Here is a 16,619-nt window from a genome sequence, read left to right on the forward strand (position 1 = left end):
CGGTGCGATTCGCCGAGTTGTACGGATCGGCCCTGTCTCGGGTCCGCCGCCGCTCCCATACTCGAATCGTCTCTACGCCGCCGAGCCCGAGGAAGTCCCCCATGACGAGCATCGAATACCGCCTTCCACAGCAGCGTCGCCTGGTCACCGCGCTGCCCGGCCCGCGCTCGGCGGCACTGACCGAGCGTCGCCGCACGGCGGTCGGGGCGGGTGTGGCGTCCTCCGTGCCGGTCTACGCCGCCGACGTCGACGGCGGGATCGTCGTCGACGTCGACGGCAACGCCCTGATCGACCTGGGTTCCGGTATCGCGGTCACCAGCGTCGGCGCCTCGGACCCGGCGGTCGTGGCGGCGGTACAGGAGCAGGTCGCGCACTTCACGCACACCTGCTTCATGGTCACCCCCTACGAGGGCTACATCGCCGTCGCCGAGAAGCTCGCGGCCCTGACCCCCGGCGACCACGCCAAGCGCACGGTGCTGTTCAACAGCGGCGCCGAGGCCGTCGAGAACGCGGTGAAGATCGCCCGCGTCGCCACCGGTCGCAGCGCCGTGGTGGTCTTCGACCACGCCTACCACGGCCGCACCAACCTGACGATGGCGCTGACCGCGAAGAACCAGCCCTACAAGGAGGGCTTCGGCCCGTTCGCCCCGGACATCCACCGTGTGCCGGCGTCCTACCCGTTCCGGGAGGGCCGCAACTACGACGGCACCGAGGTCACCGGCGAGCAGGCCGCCCACCGCGCGATCTCGCAGATCGACAAGCAGATCGGCGCGCACAACGTCGCCGCGATCGTGCTCGAGCCCATCCAGGGCGAGGGCGGATTCATCGTGCCGGCCAAGGGTTTCCTGCCCACCCTCGTCGACTGGGCGAAGGCCAACGGCATCGTCTTCGTCGCCGACGAGGTGCAGACCGGCTTCGCGCGCACCGGTGACTGGTTCGCCGGCAACGACGAGAACATCGTCCCGGACCTGATGACCCTCGCCAAGGGCATCGCCGGCGGCATGCCGCTCGCCGCGGTGACCGGCCGCGCCGAACTGATCGACGCCGTCCACGGCGGCGGTCTCGGCGGCACCTACGGCGGCAACCCCGTCGCGTGCGCCGCGGCGCTCGCCACCCTGGACCGGATCGAGCAGCTGGACCTGTGCGGCCGCGCCCGGCGCATCGAGCAGATCGCCACCGATCGGTTGCGGGCGCTCGCCGCGGACGTCGACATCGTCGGCGAGGTCCGCGGCCGCGGCGCGATGCTCGCCGTCGAGTTCGTCCGGCCCGGCACCCGCGAGCCGAACCCGGAGGCCACCAAGGCGATCGCCGCGAAGGCGCTCGAGCAGGGCGTCATCGTGCTCACCTGCGGCACCTACGGCAACGTCGTCCGCCTGCTGCCGCCGCTGGTGATCTCCGACGAGCTGCTCACCGACGGCCTCGACGTTCTCGCTGCCGCCGTCCGCGACGTCGCGGGCGTGCGCCCGACCCTGGCAGGAGTCACCCGATGACCCACACCCTTCCCGCGGGCGTCCCGACCCGCCTCTGGCTGGGCGGCAAGCTCACCGACTCGTCCACCGGCGCGACGTTCCCCGTCGAGGACCCGGCCACCGGCGCGGTGCTCGCCGACGTCGCCGACGCCTCCGCCGACGACGGGCTGCGCGCCCTCGACCTCGCCGTCGCCGCGCAGGCCGAGTGGGCGGCGACCCCGCCGCGCGTGCGGGGCGAGATCCTGCGCACCGCCTTCGAACTCGTCCACGCCCGCGCCGACGACTTCGCCCGCGTCATCACCCTCGAGATGGGCAAGACCGTCGCCGAGGCCCGCGGCGAGGTGAACTACGGCTCGGAGTTCCTGCGCTGGTTCGCCGAGGAGGCCGTGCGCATCGGCGGCCGCACCGCCACCGCCCCCGCCGGGAACGGGCGCATCCTCGTCACCAAGGAACCGGTCGGGCCCGTCCTGGCGATCACCCCGTGGAACTTCCCGCTGGCGATGGCCACCCGCAAGATCGGCCCGGCCCTGGCCGCGGGCTGCCCGATCCTGGTCAAGCCGGCCGCCGAGACCCCGCTGACGATGCTGCTGCTCGGGCAGGTCTTCGCCGACGCCGGCCTGCCGGCCGGGGTGCTGTCGATCCTGCCCGCCACCGACGCCGCGGCGCTCACCGGGCCGCTGCTCGCCGACGCGCGGCTGCGCAAGATCACCTTCACCGGTTCCACCGGCGTCGGCAAGCTGCTGGTCCGCCAGTCCGCCGACCGGCTGCTGCGCACCTCGATGGAACTCGGCGGCAACGCCCCGTTCCTGGTGTTCGACGACGCCGATCTCGACGCCGCCGTCGACGGCGCGATGGCCGCGAAGATGCGCAACGGCGGCGAGGCCTGCACCGCCGCCAACCGCTTCCACGTCGCCCGCCGTGTCGCGGTCGAGTTCACCGACAAGCTCACCGCCCGCATCGCGGCGCTGCGCAGCGGCCACGGCCTCGACGACGGCACCGACCTCGGCCCGCTCATCACCGCCCGGCAGCGCGCCACGGTCGACGCGCTGGTGCGCGACGCCGTCGAGCGCGGCGCCCGGGTCCGCACCGGCGGGCAGATCCCCGACGGGCCCGGCACGTTCTACCCGCCGACCGTGCTCGACGAGGTGCCGGCCGACGCGCGGCTGCTGCGCGAGGAGATCTTCGGCCCGGTCGCGGCGATCACCGTCTTCGACACCGAGGACGAGGCCGTCGCCGCCGCCAACGACACCGAGTACGGCCTGGCCGCCTACTTCTACACCCGCGACCTGGACCGCGCGATGCGCGTGGCGGGCGCACTGAAGACCGGCATGGTCGGGGTCAACCGCGGGGTCATCTCCGACGTCGCCGCCCCCTTCGGCGGCGTCAAGGAGTCCGGTTTCGGCCGCGAGGGCGCGGCCGAGGGCATCGAGGAGTACCTCGACACCAAGTACATCGCCCTGTAGCGGGACCATCAGGAATCCGAATACCGGCTCGGTCCGGGAGCGCGGCACGTCGCGCTCCCGGGCCGAGCCGTATCCTATTGGGACTCAGTCATTCCGGAGCCGATCCAGGCGCGCCTCGAGTCCGGCGATCATCGCGTCGAGGCCGGCGTCGAAACCGGCGTCCGGGGTGTAGTCGCCGCCCGAGCCGGCGAACGCGTCGATCGCCGCGGTGAACACCGGGCTGACGCCGGCGAGGTCGGCGGTGTCGAAGATGTCGGCCGGGGCGTTGGCGTCGAGCGCGGAGCCGAAGATGAACGACTCCAGCGCGACGACGACCGGCACGATGGTCCCGATCGGCCACCCGGCCTCGGCGAAGCCCGCGGCCACCGCCTCGTAGACCGCGAGGGTGCGGGGCGCGCCCGCGACGGGCATCACGGCGATCACCGGGACCAGCGGCGCGTGCCGGGCGAACACGTCCCGGTAGGACAGGGCCCAGCGCCGTGTCGCCACGGCCCACGGCTCGGTGCCGAACCCGCTGACGTCGACCTTGGTCATGAGATCTTCCTGCACCCACAGCAGGACGTCCTGCTTCGAGCGCACGTGGTTGTACAGGGCGGACGGGGCCACCCCGAGGGCGCGGGCGAGCTTGGCGACGGTGAAGGCGTCGTAGCCGCCGTGTTCGATCACGTCGAGTGCGGCGTCGGTGATCGCTTGCCGAGACAGCACTTTCGTCGACGGCCGGCCGGCGCGCCGGTGCGTCCCCTCTCCCACGCCGCTCCCCCTCCGTCTCACGATTTCCGGCCACGAATTGCCGCGAGGGTCTTCTCCTCGCGCCTCGATGAGGTTACAGTGTGATGCGACACATATGAATGTCGTTCATTTTCTCGAAGGGGAATCCCATGCAATCCATCGAGCGTGACGTCGTCGTCGTCGGGGCGGGACCGTCCGGCCTGACCGCCGCCTACCGCCTGCGACAGGCGGGCCTGCGGGTCGCCGTCCTCGAAGCCCGCGACCGCGTCGGCGGCCGCACCTGGACCGACACGATCGACGGAGCGATGCTCGAGATCGGCGGTCAGTGGGTGTCCCCCGACCAGACCGCCCTGATCGCCCTCCTCGACGAACTGGGTCTGCGCACCTTCGCCCGCTACCGCGACGGCGAGAACATCTACCTCGACGCCGAGGGCCGGCCCGTCCGGTACCGCGGCGACACGTTCCCGACCTCCGAGCACACCCGCGCCGAGATGGACAAGCTGATCGCGCTGCTCGACGCGCTCGCCGCCGAGATCGGCCCCCACGAGCCGTGGGCGCATCCGCGGGCGCGGGAACTCGACACCGTCTCCTTCCACCACTGGCTCCGGGCCAACTCGGACGACGAGGAAGCGTGCGCCAACATCGGGTTGTTCATCGCCGGGGGCATGCTCACCAAGCCGGCCCACGCGTTCTCCGCGCTGCAGGCGATCCTCATGGCGGCATCCGCGGGTTCGTTCAGCAACCTCGTGGACGAGGACTTCATCCTCGACAAGCGCGTCGTCGGCGGTATGCAGCAGGTGTCGGAGCGGCTGGCCGAAAGGCTCGGCGACGACGTGTTTCTCGGAAATCCGGTGCGGACCCTGCACTGGTCCGAGGGCGCGGAGGCCGGGGCGCCGGGGCGCGTGCGCGCGGTGGCCGACGGGGTCGCCGTCGACGCCCGGTTCGCCGTGCTGGCCGTGCCGCCGAACCTGTACTCCCGCATCTCCTACGTCCCGCCGCTGCCGCGCCGCCAGCACCAGATGCACCAGCACCAGTCCCTCGGGCTCGTCATCAAGGTGCACGCCGTGTACGACACGCCGTTCTGGCGCGAGGAGGGCCTGTCCGGCACGTGCTTCGGCGCCGGAGCGCTCGTCCAGGAGATCTACGACAACACCAATTTCGAGGATCCGCGGGGCACCCTGGTGGCGTTCGTGGCGGACGAGAAGGCCGACGCCGTCTTCGAACTCTCCGCCGCGGAACGCAAGGCCGCGATCCTCTCGTCCATGGCCGGTTATCTCGGCGAGAAGGCCCAGAACCCGGTGGTCTACTACGAATCCGACTGGGGCTCCGAGGAGTGGACCCGCGGGGCCTACGCGGCGAGCTACGATCTCGGCGGCCTGCACCGCTACGGCAAGGACCAGCTCACACCCGTCGGACCGATCCTCTTCTCGTCGTCCGACCTGGCCGCCGAGGGCTACCAGCACGTCGACGGCGCCGTGCGCATGGGCGAGGACACGGCCCGGCGCATTCTCGACGCCCTCGGCTCCCGCGCGACCGCGGCGGCCGGCGCCCCGGCGCACTGACCGCCCCGCCCTTCCCCCGGCAGATCCGAAGATCCGGTTTCACAACAGTTTTCACGCTCGCTCGGCGCCCGTCTCGGCGTCCGACCCGCTCACGACGAGGTGAGCATTCCGGTCCCGGCGGCGCCGCCCTCCGGCAGCGCCGCCGCCCTCCGAACCTTTCGCACCCGATCCGGCCGCCGGATCCCTGGCCCGGCACCGTCGGTGCGGCCCACACTGATCACCACAGTCCCTGCCCCGGCCGGGCAGGCCTCCGAGAGGAACCCAGCCATGACCGCTCTCCGCGAGAACTACATCGACGGCGCATTCGTGCCCTCGACGGCCACCGAATCCCTGCCGCTGATCGACCCGGTCGACGAATCCCTCGTGGGCTCGATCCCGGTGTCGACCGCCGCCGACGTCGACGCCGCGGTGGCGGCCGCGCAGCGCGCGTTCCGCACCTGGGGCAGGACCACCCCCAAGGAACGCCAGACGGCGCTGCTGAAGCTCGCCGACGCCCTCGAGGAGCACTGCGACGAACTCGTCGAGGCGGAGTGCCGCAACACCGGCCAGCCGAAGTCCATGATCGCCGACGAGGAGGTCAAGGTCGGCGCGGACCAGCTGCGCTTCTTCGCCGGCGCGGCCCGCATGCTCGAGGGCAAGGCGGCCGGCGAGTACATGGAGGGCCACACCTCCTACGTGCGGCGCGAGCCGATCGGCGTGGTCGGTCAGGTCACGCCCTGGAACTACCCGCTGATGATGGCGCTGTGGAAGATCGGACCCGCGCTCGCGGCCGGCAACACCATCGTCCTCAAGCCCAGCGACACCACCCCCGACAGCACGCTGGTGCTCGCCCGCCTGACCCGGGGCATCCTGCCCGACGGCGTCTTCAACGTCGTGCTCGGCAACGCCGCCACCGGGGCCGCCCTCGTCGAGCATCCCGCGCTCGGCCTGGTGTCGATCACCGGTTCGGTCCGCGCAGGCACCGAGGTGGCGGTCTCCGCGGCCCGGCAGCTCAAGCGCGCGCACCTCGAACTCGGCGGCAAGGCCCCCGTCCTGGTCTTCGACGACGCCGACGTGCCGAAGACCGCCGAAGCCGTCGCGGCGGCCGCCTTCTTCAACGGCGGCCAGGACTGCACGGCCGCCACCCGGGTACTGGTCCACGAGTCGATCCACGACGACCTCGTCGACGCGCTGGCGCGGCAGGCCGAGCTGCTGCGCCCGGGCCGCCCCGACGACCCGGACGCCTTCTACGGCCCGCTCAACAACGCCGCGCACTTCCAGCGCGTCACCGACAAGATCGCCGCCCTGCCCGCCTCGGCGACGATCGTCACCGGCGGCCGGCGCGCCGGCGAGAAGGGCTTCTTCTTCGAACCGACGATCGTCACCGGCGTGGGCCAGCACGACCCCATCGTGCAGGACGAGACGTTCGGCCCGGTCCTGACGGTGCAGTCCTTCGCCACCGAGGACGAGGCCGTCGCGCTGGCCAACGACGTCCGCTACGGGCTCGCCGCGAGCGTGTGGACCCGCGACCACGGGCGCACCCAGCGGCTGTCCGCCACGCTCGACTTCGGCGCGGTGTGGATCAACTGCCACATCCCGCTCGTCGCGGAGATGCCGCACGGCGGGTTCAAGCAGTCCGGCTACGGCAAGGACCTCTCCGCCTACAGCGTCGAGGACTACACCCGCATCAAGCACGTGATGAGCACCCACGACTGACCTGCCGCGGCCCGACCGCGCCGTTGCCGGAAGCCGGCGGCACCCTCCCGCCGGCTTCCCCTACCGGATCGGAATCCCATGAGACTGGTTGTCGGATACCTCGCCACCCCCAGCGGCGCGGACGGGCTGGCGCTCGGCGTCCAGCTCGCCCGCAGCCTGGGCGCCGAACTCGACATCTGTATGGTCCTGCCCCCGGACCGCCCGGTGCCCTCCCGGGTGCCCGCCGAACCCGGGTACGAGGACGTCCTCGCCGGCACGGGCGAAGCATGGCTCGCCCAGGCGGCGGCCACGGTGCCCGACGACGTGCGGGCGCACACGCACCTGAGCTTCCACGAATCCTTCGCGCAGGGCCTGCTCGACGAGGTCGCCCGGCTCGGTGCGCGCGCCGTCGTTCTCGGGGCCGCGGGCGACGGGCTCCTCGGCCGGCACTCCATCGGCACGGTGTCGTCCGAGCTGCTGCATTCCGCGCCCGTGCCGCTGGCCCTGGCACCGCGCGGATTCCGACACTCGGCCGCGCCCCGCGTCCGCGAGGTCACGTGCGCACTCGGCACCCGCACCGGAGCGGACGTCCTGCTCAGGACCGCGGTCCGCGCCTGCGAGCGGATGCGCACGCCGCTGCGGCTCGTCTCGCTCGTCGCCCTCGATCCGCACGGTCTCGGCCGCGACGCGCGCAAGTCGCACGAACTCGCCCTCGAGTCGGCGCGGGCCCACGCGCGCACCCTTCTGGACACCGCCCGCGCCGAGCTTCCCGGCGACTACCCGGTCCGGTCGCTCGTCGCGGACGGGGACACCGTCGAATCGGCGGTGGCGAAGCTCGAATGGCACGACGGCGACGTCGTGATGGTCGGCTCCAGCCGGCTCGCCCAACCGCACCGGCTCTTCCTGGGTTCGACGGCAGCGAAGATGCTGCGGGTCGTTCCGGTGCCCATGATCGTCGTTCCCAAGCACGAGTTCGAGAACAGTGAGTAGACCCGTCATGACGAATTCGCTTCCCACCACCGAGATCCGGGAGGTCCCCCCGATGGCCGCACCCACCGACGGTGTCGTCTCGAAGGGCCTGGCCGCCGGCCGGATCGGCACCTTCGGCGGTGCCGTCCTGGGCATCTCGTCCGTCGCGCCGGGTTACACGCTGACCGCGAGCATCGGCCTGATCGTCGCGGCCGTGGGACTGAAGATGCCGGCGATCTTCATCGCCGGGTTCGTCCCGATGTTCCTCACCGCGTACGCCTACCGCGAACTCAACTCCGAATCACCGGACTGCGGAGCGTCGTTCACGTGGTCGACGAAAGCCTTCGGCCCGTACGTGGGGTGGATGTGCGGCTGGGGCATGGTGATCGCGACGATCATCGTGCTGTCCAACCTGGCCGCGATCGCCGTCCAGTTCTTCTACCTGTTCCTGGCGCGGATCACCGGAGACGCCGCGCTCGCGGATCTGCCCGGGAACAAGCTCGTCAACGTCGGCACGACCCTGGTGTTCATCGCGATCGCGACGTGGATCGCGAGCCGCGGCATCACCACCAGCGAGCGCGTCCAGTACGCGCTCGTCGGCTTCCAGATGGTGCTTCTGCTCGCGTTCGCGGTCGCCGCGCTCGTGCACGTCGGCGCGGGCGACGCGCCCGCCGGGCTCTCGCTCGACGCCTCCTGGTTCGACCCGTTCCACGGACTCGCACTCGGCGCCTTCGTGATCGGCGTGACCGGCTCGATCTTCGCGTTCTGGGGATGGGACACGTGCCTGACCCTCGGGGAGGAGTCCCGCGACCCGAAGAAGACCCCGGGCCGGGCCGGGTTGCTGTGCGTGGCCACGATCCTGCTGACCTACCTGCTGGTGTCGGTCGCGGCGATGATGTACGCCGGCGTCGGTACGACGGGTCTCGGGCTGGGCAATCCCGACAACTCCGAGAACATCTTCGGCGCCCTCGCCGATCCCGTCCTGGGTCAGTGGGGCGGCCTGCTGCTCTTCCTCGCGATCTTCGTCTCGTCGGTGGCGAGCCTGCAGACCACCTTCCTGCCCGCGGCGCGGACGATGCTCGCCATGGGCGCCTACGGCGCGTTCCCGCGCCGGCTGGCGGCGGTGCACCCCCGCTTCCTGGTGCCCTCGTACGCGACGGTCGTCGCGGGGGTCGTCACCGCGGTGTTCTACGCCGGCGTGACGTTCCTGTCGGAACGGACCCTGCTCGACACCATTGCGGCGCTGGGGATCATGATCTGCTGGTACTACGGGATCACCGCGTTCGCGTGCGTCTGGTACTTCCGGGGACGGCTGTTCACCAGCGCTCGCAACGCCGTGTTCCGCTTCGCCTTCCCCCTCTCGGGCGGGATCATGCTCGCCGCCGTCTTCGCGATCTCCGTGGGCGAGAGCATGAATCCCGACAACGGCAGCGGCGCCGAGATCGGCGGCATCGGACTGGTGTTCTTCCTCGGCTTCGGGATCCTGCTGCTCGGTGCGGTCCTGATGCTGGTGATGCGGGCCCGCAACCCGCAGTTCTTCCGCGGGGAGACCCTCACGCGCAGCACCGCCGCGCTCACCGGTGAGACGGACGTGCTCTCCACCGACCGCGGTTGACCTCGGACCGCACCGATCACCGCCGGCCGGGCCGCTCAGCGCCCGGCCGGCGTCTGTGCGACCAGGCCGGCCACCAGTGCGCGCAGGCCGAATTCGAAGGCGGCATCGGCCCGTTGCGGATTGGGGCCCGCGGTCTGCAGCGCGGCGCGCATCGCGTCCCCGGTCTCGGGGACGTTCGCCCACACCACCTCGGGCGCGGCGAGGTCGAGCGCCGAGCCGAGAACGAAGCTGTCCACCGTCGTGACGGCATGCAGCACCTGCGCCGGGGTGAACCCGGCATCGGTGAATGCCTGTGCCAGAGCGTTGTACAGCCCGAACGCGACCGGCGACTGCACGGTCTGCGCGGTGAACAGCGGGATCAGCCGCGGATGCGCGGCGTAGGCGCGACGGTACTCGCGGGCGAGGGCGGCGACGGTCTCGGACCAGTCGCCGGCCGGGGCGCCCACGGCGATGGTGGACATGATGCGGGCCCGCATGGCCTCGACGATCTCGGCGCGCCCGGACACGTGGTTGTACAGCGACGACGGCCGCACCTTCAGCCGTTCGGCCAGTCCGGGCATGGTGAAGTCGCCCGCGGTGTCCACCATCCGGATGGCGGCGTCCGTGATGATCTCGGGCGAGAGCAGCCGCGTGGGCGGTCGTGGCATACGGACACTCCTCGAAATCGTCGTGGGCTCTTGCCCGGAACGCGCTCGTCCACCATACTTAACGAATCACATTCGTTTTATCCCCCGGACCGATTCCCGAGGACCCCATGCTCACCATCACCGCCACCACGCCGCCCGACTCGCTGTGCCGAGTGGACACCCCCGATCGGCCGCCGCTGCGCGTCGGACTGGTCCAGCACCGCTGGCACGACGACGAACGGGCGTTGCGCGCCGAACTCACCGAGGGCATCGCCACCGCCGCCGGCCTGGGCGCACGCGTCGTGTTCCTGCCCGAACTCACCCTCAGCCGCTACCCGGCCGACACACCCGGCGGCACCGACGCCGCCCGGACCGCCGAAGACCTGCGGACCGGCCCGACCGTCGCCTTCGCCGCGGCCGCCGCCTCCGCCCACGGCGTGTTCGTGCACGCTTCCCTCTACGAACGCGCCGACGGCTCCGACGGACTCGGCTACAACACCGCCGTCCTCGTCTCCCCGGCCGGCGAGCCGGTGGCCCGCACCCGGAAGCTGCACATCCCCGTGACCGCCGGATATCACGAGGACACCTACTTCCGGGGCGGACCGGCCACCGACCCGTATCCCGTCCACACCCCCGACGGCCTCGACGGCGCCCGCATCGGCATGCCGACCTGCTGGGACGAGTGGTTCCCGGAGGTGGCGCGCGCGTACTCGCTCGCCGGGGCCGAGATCCTCGTCTACCCGACGGCGATCGGTTCCGAACCCGACCATCCCGAGTTCGACACCCGTCCGCTGTGGCAGCAGGTGATCGTCGGAAACGGCATCGCCAACGGCACGTTCATGATCGTGCCGAACCGGTACGGCTGCGAGGGAGCCGTGACCTTCTACGGCTCCTCGTTCGTCTCCGATCCGTACGGCCGCATCCTGGTGCAGGCACCGCGCGACGAATCCGCCGTGCTGGTGGCCGATCTCGACCTCGCGCAGCGCCGGGACTGGTTGTCGCTGTTCCCGTTCCTGACCACGCGCCGCCCGGACACCTACGGCTCGCTGACCGCGCCGGTGGATGCGCACGCCCCCTTCGGGGCCACGCGATGAGCTGGCGCATGCCCGCGGAGGGCGAACCGCACGAGCGCACGTGGATGGCCTTCCCCACCGAGGGATACTCGCTGGGCGACACCGCGGAGGAGCACCACGAGGCCCGCGCCACGTGGGCCGCGGTCGCGCATGCCGTCGCCGAGTTCGAACCCGTCACGGTGGTGGCCGATCCCGGCCAGGTCGACGCGGCGCGCCGATACCTGTCCCGCGACGTCGAACTGATCGAGGCTCCGCTGAACGACGCCTGGATGCGCGACATCGGGCCGACCTTCGTCCTCGACGACGACGGCCGCCGCGGCGGGGTCGACTGGGTGTTCAACGGGTGGGGCGCCCAGGACTGGGCCCGCTGGGACCACGACGCCCGGATCGCGTCGTTCGTGCTCGAGCGCGCCGGCGTCGAGCGCGTCGCCTCGATGCTGGTCAACGAGGGCGGCGGCATCCAGGTCGACGGTCTCGGCACCGTCCTGCTCACCGAGACCGTCCAGCTCGACCCCGGGCGCAACCCGCACCTGGACAAGGCCGCGGTCGAAGCGGAACTGCGGCGCACCCTCGGCGCGACCTGCGCGATCTGGCTGCCGCGCGGGCTGACGCGGGACCAGGAACGCTACGGCACCCGCGGGCACGTCGACATCGTCGCCGCGATCGCGTCCCCGGGTGTGGTCCTCGTCCACGACCAGCGCGACCGGGACCACCCGGACTTCCACGTCACCGCCCAGATCGTCGACCGGCTGCAGCACACGACCGACGTCCGCGGCGAGCCGTGGTGCATCGTCCGGGTGCCGGCCCCGGCCACGGTGCGCGACGACGAGGGCTGGGTGGACTACAGCTACATCAACCACTACGTCGTCAACGGCGGGGTGATCGCCTGCCGCTTCGGCGACCCCGCCGACGACGAGGCCGCGGAGATCCTGGCGGCCGCGTATCCGGGCCGGCGCGTCGTGGGAGTGGACGCCCGGCCGCTCTTCCGCCGCGGGGGCGGCATCCACTGCATCACCCAGCACCAACCGCGGTGACGGGTCCGGCGGTGCCGCCGCGCCGGCACCGCCGGCCCGTCCGTTGAACAGCGCCCGGAGCAGATTCCCGGGCCGGGTCGGTGGTTCGCTACCGTGCGGCCGTACGGGACGCGGTGAAGGGCGTCGGACCCGTGATCGCCACGTTCCCCGGGCGCTCATCGGGGACGAGCACACAGTGGGTACGGCCGTAGACGGTGTACATGCACTTGTTGTTGTGGTTGCACCGTCCGGTCACCGTGTGGTCCGCGCGGATGCGCTCGATCAGATCCGGCTCCCGCAGCAGCGCGCGCCCCATGGCGACGAAGTCGAACCCCTCCCGCATTCCGGTGGTGATGTGGTCGTAGTTGTTGATCCCGCCCAGGAGGATCAACGCGGTGTGCTCCATGACGGGAACGAACTGGCGAGCGGACTCGAGCATGTACAGATCCTCGTAGGGATACGAACCCAGCGCCCGTTTGCCGAACAGGCGCACACCCGTCCTGAAGGGTTCCTTCATGACCGACGCGAACTCGTCGACAGGCACGTCGCCGCGGAACAGGTACATCTGCTTGAAGAAGGACGAGCCCTGCGTCAGCTCGAGCGCATCGAGGTTGCGGTCCTGGTCGAGCAATTGCGCTGTGCGAAGGGACTCGGTGAGCCAGATGCTGCCGCGGATCCCGTCGTCCATGCTCATCTTCGCGGTGACAGCCACTCGCGTGCCGACCACCTCCCGCACCCGGTGGGCGATCTCACGGACGAAGCGGGAGCGATTGTCGATGCTGCCCCCGTACTCGTCCTTCCTGCGGTTCAGAAGCGGACTGAGAAACGAGCTCGGCAGATACAGATGGCCGAAGTGCAGTTCGATCGCATCGAACCCGGCCTCGGCCGCGACGGCGGACGCCTCACCGAATTGATCGACGACCTTCTGGATCTCGGCTCGATCGATTTCGCGGCAGTACTCGAAAGACGAAGGGTTGATCACCCGGCTCGGTGCCATCGCGGTGACGCCTGTGATCTTCTTCGAGGCCACCACACCGGCGTGGCCGAGTTGAGCGGAGATTGCGCCACCGGCCTCGTGGACGGCATCCGTCAGCTTCCGCAGGCCGGGAAGCGCCTGCCGGTTCATCAGTATCTGACCGGGCGCGCTGGCGCCCTCGGGAGCCACACAGCAGTACGCGACCGTCGTCATGCCCACCCCACCGCGGACGAAGCCGAGGTGGAAGTCGATCAGGTCGTCGGTGACCAGACCTTCGGGTGAACGCCCCTCCGATGTCGCGGCCTTGACGATGCGGTTGCGGAGCCGGACAGGGCCCAACGTCGCGGGGGCGAACGGATCCCGGGGCGCTTTGGCCGACCCGGTCGAGGTTTCCGAAACGGTCATGGCGAGCAGCCCTCCCGACTGAGTGGATGTGACCCCACTTACATTCCGCAGGCAGCCGTGGCCGTGTCAACGAGCGTCCCTCTCAGCGGACACCGCGCGGGCTCGGCGCTCGTCCGGACGGCGGACCCCGGCGACGGTGCGCGACGAAGAGGGCCGCCCTTCCACCGCGGGGCGACATCCACTGCGTCACCGAGCACCGACCGCGACGGTCGTCGCCGGCGCTGTCCGGTGTCAGCGAAGACGGCCCCCGTGACCCGTCCCCCCTCTACTGTGTCCTCGGGACGGCCCACGGCGCGTGCGGGAGGTTTCCTGTGACGGAGGAACGGCTCGATACCGGGGCGGCGGATCGGATCGTCGGTTCGATCGTCGACTCGACCGGGATCTCGCGCGCCAAAGCTTTTCCCGCGCACATGCTTTCGTGGTTCGTCGAGGTCGGTGCGGGGGCGTCGCCGAGCTGGGCGGTGTTCTGCGTCGACGACCACCTGGCGTTCACACCGTCCCTGTCGGTGACGGGTGATCTGCGGCTGCGGATCGACCGCGACCGGCTCCGGCCCGTCGGCGACGGGATCCGATGGGCTCCTGCCGGCCTGTACGACCAGGACGGGACACGGTCGTCGCTGTGCACCCGCGGGGTGCTCGAACGCGTCGTCGACGCTCTCGCCGGGATCGGGGTGCACGCCCGGATCGGGCACGAGGTGGAGTTCACGCTCGTCGGCGGGCACGGCGAGTGGGCCGCGTACGGACTCGGCGCCGTCCTCGGGCAGGACGAGTTCGTCGCCGACCTGCTGCGTGCCGCCGCAGGCGCCGGACTGGGGATCGAGCAGATCCACGCCGAGGCGGGCGCGCAGCAGTTCGAACTGTCCCTGTCCCCCACCGACCCGGTCGGCTCGGCCGACGACCTCGTTCTCGCGCGCATCCTGATCGGTCGCACCGCGCGCGCCCACGGGATGCGCGCGTCGTTCTCGCCCGTGCCCGTCGCCGGCGGGTCGGGCAACGGCGCCCACGTCCACGTGTCCTTCACCCGGGACGGGCGGCCGCTGCTGTCCGGTGGCGCCGGCCCGCACGGGATGACGGACGCGGGCGGCAGCGTCGTCGCCGGCATCCTGCGCGCCCTCCCCGGCCTCGGCGCCGTCCTCACCGGGTCCGTGCTCTCGCACCTGCGGCTGCGGCCGGGCATGTGGGCGGGCGCCTGGTGCTGCTGGGGACTCGAGAACCGCGAGGCCGCGGTGCGGCTGTGCGCCCTCACGCCTGGGAATCCGCACGGCGCGCATCTCGAGGTCAAGCCGGTGGATCCGTCGGCGAACCCGTACCTCGCCTGCGCGGCGATCCTCGGGGCCGCGCACGCCGGCCTCGTCGGTGCACTGCCGCTGCCGGCGGAGGTCCCGGTCGATCCCGTCCGGCTGACCGACGCCGAACGCGCCGCGCTCGGGGTCGACCTCCTGCCCACGAGCCCCGACGACCTGCTCGCGGCCCTCGCCTCGTCGCGGCTCGCCGGTGACCTGTTCGGGCCGTCGCTGCGCGAGGCGCTGCTCGCGGTGAAGAGCTACGAGTACGGCGAGTACCGCGCGCGGCCACCCGCCGAACTCGCGGAGCGGTTCCGTTTCGCATGGACCACCTGAGGGCGTGGCGAATTTCACCGTAACGGGCGTGCCGGGTTTGTCGATCTACGGCCGTCGGCAACTGCGGACAGTCGACACCTGTGGAGAACGGACGACCATGCACAATCCCGAGTCGGTGGACCCCCTCGCGTCCACCCAGCCCATCGCCAAGCTGCTCGTCCCGGGCGAGCCGGCCGCGGCGCCGGCGTCGCACTCCGCGGCGCGGGTCCCGGCCTCCGGCGCCGAGGTCCGACGCGTCAAACGGCTCACCTACGGCGACGAGCCCCGCGGGCGCTCGTGGCGACCGGATCTGTGGACGGTCGTCGGCGTGCTGGCCGTGCTGCTGGCGGTCGCGTTCGTCGTCGTCGCGGTACTCGTCTCGGGGAACCGGTCGCAACCGTCGTACCGGCCCGGTTACGCACCGTCGGGCATGGGCGCTGCGTCCGTGCCCGTCGCAGCCGTCGCGTGAGGATCCACGACCTGCCCTCCTCCCGCTGAGCGGGATCGCCGGAGTGTCGCCGCCCTCCCGGGGCAGCAGCATCGACCTGCTGACCGAGTAGGAGGAGTGAATCGATGAGTGAATTCGAAGGCCGGGTCGCGCTGATCACGGGCGGGGCACGCGGGCAGGGACGCAGCCACGCGGTGGCGCTGGCCGAGCGCGGCGCCGACATCGTGCTGTGCGACCGGTGTGCCGACAGCCCGGTGGTGCCGTACCCGCTGGCCACCGAGGCCGACCTGGAGGAGACCGCGGAGGCGGTGCGCGCGACCGGGCGCCGGTGCCTCACCGCGAAGCTGGACACCGCGGACCGCCCGGCGATGGACGAACTCGTCGCGCGGGCGCACGCGGAGTTCGGCCGGATCGACATCGCGGTGGCGAACGCCGGAGTGTCGGTCGCCGCCCCGATCCAGTCGATGACCGAGGCACAGTGGGCCGAGGCGATCGGCTCGAACCTGACCGGGGTGTTCAACACGGTCGGGTCGGTGGCACCCGGCATGGTGGAGCGTGGGTACGGCCGGATCGTGACGATCTCGTCGATGCTCGGGCGCGCGGGCAGCACCAACATGGCGGCGTACAGCGCGTCGAAGTGGGGCGTGATCGGCCTGACCAAGAGCGCCGCGCTGGATCTGGCTCCGCACGGGATCACGGTGAACGCGATCGCCCCCGGGAACATCTCGACGCCGATGATCCACAACGACTTCCTCTACGGCCTGATGCGCCCGGACCTCGAGCACCCCGGCGCCGACGACGTGGCGCCGGTCTTCCAGAGCCTGCACGCACAGCCGGTGCCGTGGCTCGATCCCGCGGAGATCACCCGCGTGGTGCTGTTCTTCGCCGCCGAGGCGAGCGCCCACATCAGCGGCACCGTGCTGCCGGTCGACGCCGGCAACGCGGGCCGGGTGACCGGATAGGCGCCTCCGGCGCCGGTGCGTCCTTTGGGCGGCCAGG

Annotated in this window: 14 protein-coding genes; 11 read left to right on the top strand and 3 right to left on the bottom strand. The window is 71.5% G+C overall.

Annotated features, from left to right (window positions below; genetic code table 11):
• The first annotated feature begins 101 nt into the window (after nucleotides 1–101).
• On the top strand, nucleotides 102–1,490 hold the full coding sequence (gene gabT / locus ACWPQI_RS20340; protein ID WP_048773259.1) for a 4-aminobutyrate--2-oxoglutarate transaminase: 1,389 nt from the start codon (nucleotides 102–104) through the stop codon (nucleotides 1,488–1,490).
• Nucleotides 1,487–2,932, top strand: a complete 1,446-nt coding sequence (locus ACWPQI_RS20345; protein WP_017679895.1) for an NAD-dependent succinate-semialdehyde dehydrogenase — start codon at nucleotides 1,487–1,489, stop codon at nucleotides 2,930–2,932. The genes gabT and ACWPQI_RS20345 overlap by 4 nt, the downstream gene beginning before the upstream one ends.
• A gap of 84 nt (nucleotides 2,933–3,016) precedes the next feature.
• Here ACWPQI_RS20345 and ACWPQI_RS20350 read toward each other — a convergent pair whose 3' ends face one another.
• On the bottom strand, nucleotides 3,017–3,682 hold the full coding sequence (locus ACWPQI_RS20350; RefSeq protein WP_228287100.1) for a TetR family transcriptional regulator: 666 nt from the start codon (nucleotides 3,680–3,682) through the stop codon (nucleotides 3,017–3,019).
• A 128-nt stretch (nucleotides 3,683–3,810) separates the two neighbouring features.
• Here ACWPQI_RS20350 and ACWPQI_RS20355 point away from each other — a divergent pair, with 128 nt between their 5' ends.
• The 4 genes from ACWPQI_RS20355 (at nucleotide 3,811) to ACWPQI_RS20370 (ending at nucleotide 9,481) form a co-directional block, all read left to right on the top strand.
• The gene (locus tag ACWPQI_RS20355) at nucleotides 3,811–5,223 is read left to right on the top strand and encodes a flavin monoamine oxidase family protein (RefSeq protein ID WP_124258867.1); all 1,413 of its coding nucleotides are present in this window, start codon (nucleotides 3,811–3,813) and stop codon (nucleotides 5,221–5,223) included.
• A gap of 267 nt (nucleotides 5,224–5,490) precedes the next feature.
• Nucleotides 5,491–6,918 carry a gamma-aminobutyraldehyde dehydrogenase gene (locus tag ACWPQI_RS20360; protein ID WP_474738474.1) on the top strand — a complete coding sequence of 476 codons (1,428 nt, stop codon included), beginning with the start codon at nucleotides 5,491–5,493 and terminating at the stop codon, nucleotides 6,916–6,918.
• Between the two features lie 78 nt (nucleotides 6,919–6,996).
• Entirely contained in the window at nucleotides 6,997–7,887 is an 891-nt protein-coding gene (locus ACWPQI_RS20365; RefSeq protein WP_268965710.1) for a universal stress protein, read from the top strand.
• Nucleotides 7,888–7,939: 52 nt separating this feature from the next.
• On the top strand, nucleotides 7,940–9,481 hold the full coding sequence (locus ACWPQI_RS20370; protein WP_304563469.1) for an APC family permease: 1,542 nt from the start codon (nucleotides 7,940–7,942) through the stop codon (nucleotides 9,479–9,481).
• A gap of 35 nt (nucleotides 9,482–9,516) precedes the next feature.
• Here ACWPQI_RS20370 and ACWPQI_RS20375 read toward each other — a convergent pair whose 3' ends face one another.
• On the bottom strand, nucleotides 9,517–10,128 hold the full coding sequence (locus tag ACWPQI_RS20375; RefSeq protein ID WP_017679889.1) for a TetR/AcrR family transcriptional regulator C-terminal domain-containing protein: 612 nt from the start codon (nucleotides 10,126–10,128) through the stop codon (nucleotides 9,517–9,519).
• Between the two features lie 107 nt (nucleotides 10,129–10,235).
• Between ACWPQI_RS20375 and ACWPQI_RS20380 the strand changes: the two genes are divergently transcribed.
• Both ACWPQI_RS20380 and ACWPQI_RS20385 read left to right on the top strand, forming a co-directional pair.
• Nucleotides 10,236–11,201 carry a nitrilase-related carbon-nitrogen hydrolase gene (locus ACWPQI_RS20380; RefSeq protein ID WP_017679888.1) on the top strand — a complete coding sequence of 322 codons (966 nt, stop codon included), beginning with the start codon at nucleotides 10,236–10,238 and terminating at the stop codon, nucleotides 11,199–11,201.
• Nucleotides 11,198–12,214, top strand: coding sequence for an agmatine deiminase family protein (locus tag ACWPQI_RS20385; RefSeq protein ID WP_017679887.1), 1,017 nt, complete (start codon nucleotides 11,198–11,200; stop codon nucleotides 12,212–12,214). Before ACWPQI_RS20380 ends, ACWPQI_RS20385 begins: the two co-directional genes overlap by 4 nt.
• An 88-nt stretch (nucleotides 12,215–12,302) precedes the next feature.
• Here ACWPQI_RS20385 and ACWPQI_RS20390 read toward each other — a convergent pair whose 3' ends face one another.
• Nucleotides 12,303–13,574: an NADH:flavin oxidoreductase gene (locus ACWPQI_RS20390; RefSeq protein ID WP_474738475.1), complete on the bottom strand. Its 1,272-nt coding sequence runs from the start codon at nucleotides 13,572–13,574 to the stop codon at nucleotides 12,303–12,305.
• A 311-nt stretch (nucleotides 13,575–13,885) separates the two neighbouring features.
• On the opposite strand from ACWPQI_RS20390, the gene ACWPQI_RS20395 reads away from it, so the two are divergent.
• The 3 genes from ACWPQI_RS20395 to ACWPQI_RS20405 all read left to right on the top strand — a co-directional run bounded on the left by ACWPQI_RS20395 (nucleotide 13,886) and on the right by ACWPQI_RS20405 (nucleotide 16,582).
• The gene (locus tag ACWPQI_RS20395; RefSeq protein ID WP_301913981.1) at nucleotides 13,886–15,193 is read left to right on the top strand and encodes a type I glutamate--ammonia ligase; all 1,308 of its coding nucleotides are present in this window, start codon (nucleotides 13,886–13,888) and stop codon (nucleotides 15,191–15,193) included.
• A 97-nt stretch (nucleotides 15,194–15,290) separates the two neighbouring features.
• Entirely contained in the window at nucleotides 15,291–15,641 is a 351-nt protein-coding gene (locus ACWPQI_RS20400) for a hypothetical protein (protein WP_017679884.1), read from the top strand.
• A gap of 104 nt (nucleotides 15,642–15,745) precedes the next feature.
• Nucleotides 15,746–16,582, top strand: a complete 837-nt coding sequence (locus tag ACWPQI_RS20405) for a mycofactocin-coupled SDR family oxidoreductase (RefSeq protein ID WP_048773248.1) — start codon at nucleotides 15,746–15,748, stop codon at nucleotides 16,580–16,582.
• Nucleotides 16,583–16,619: the final 37 nt, after the last annotated feature.

Source organism: Rhodococcus sp. LMD (genome assembly GCF_056108245.1).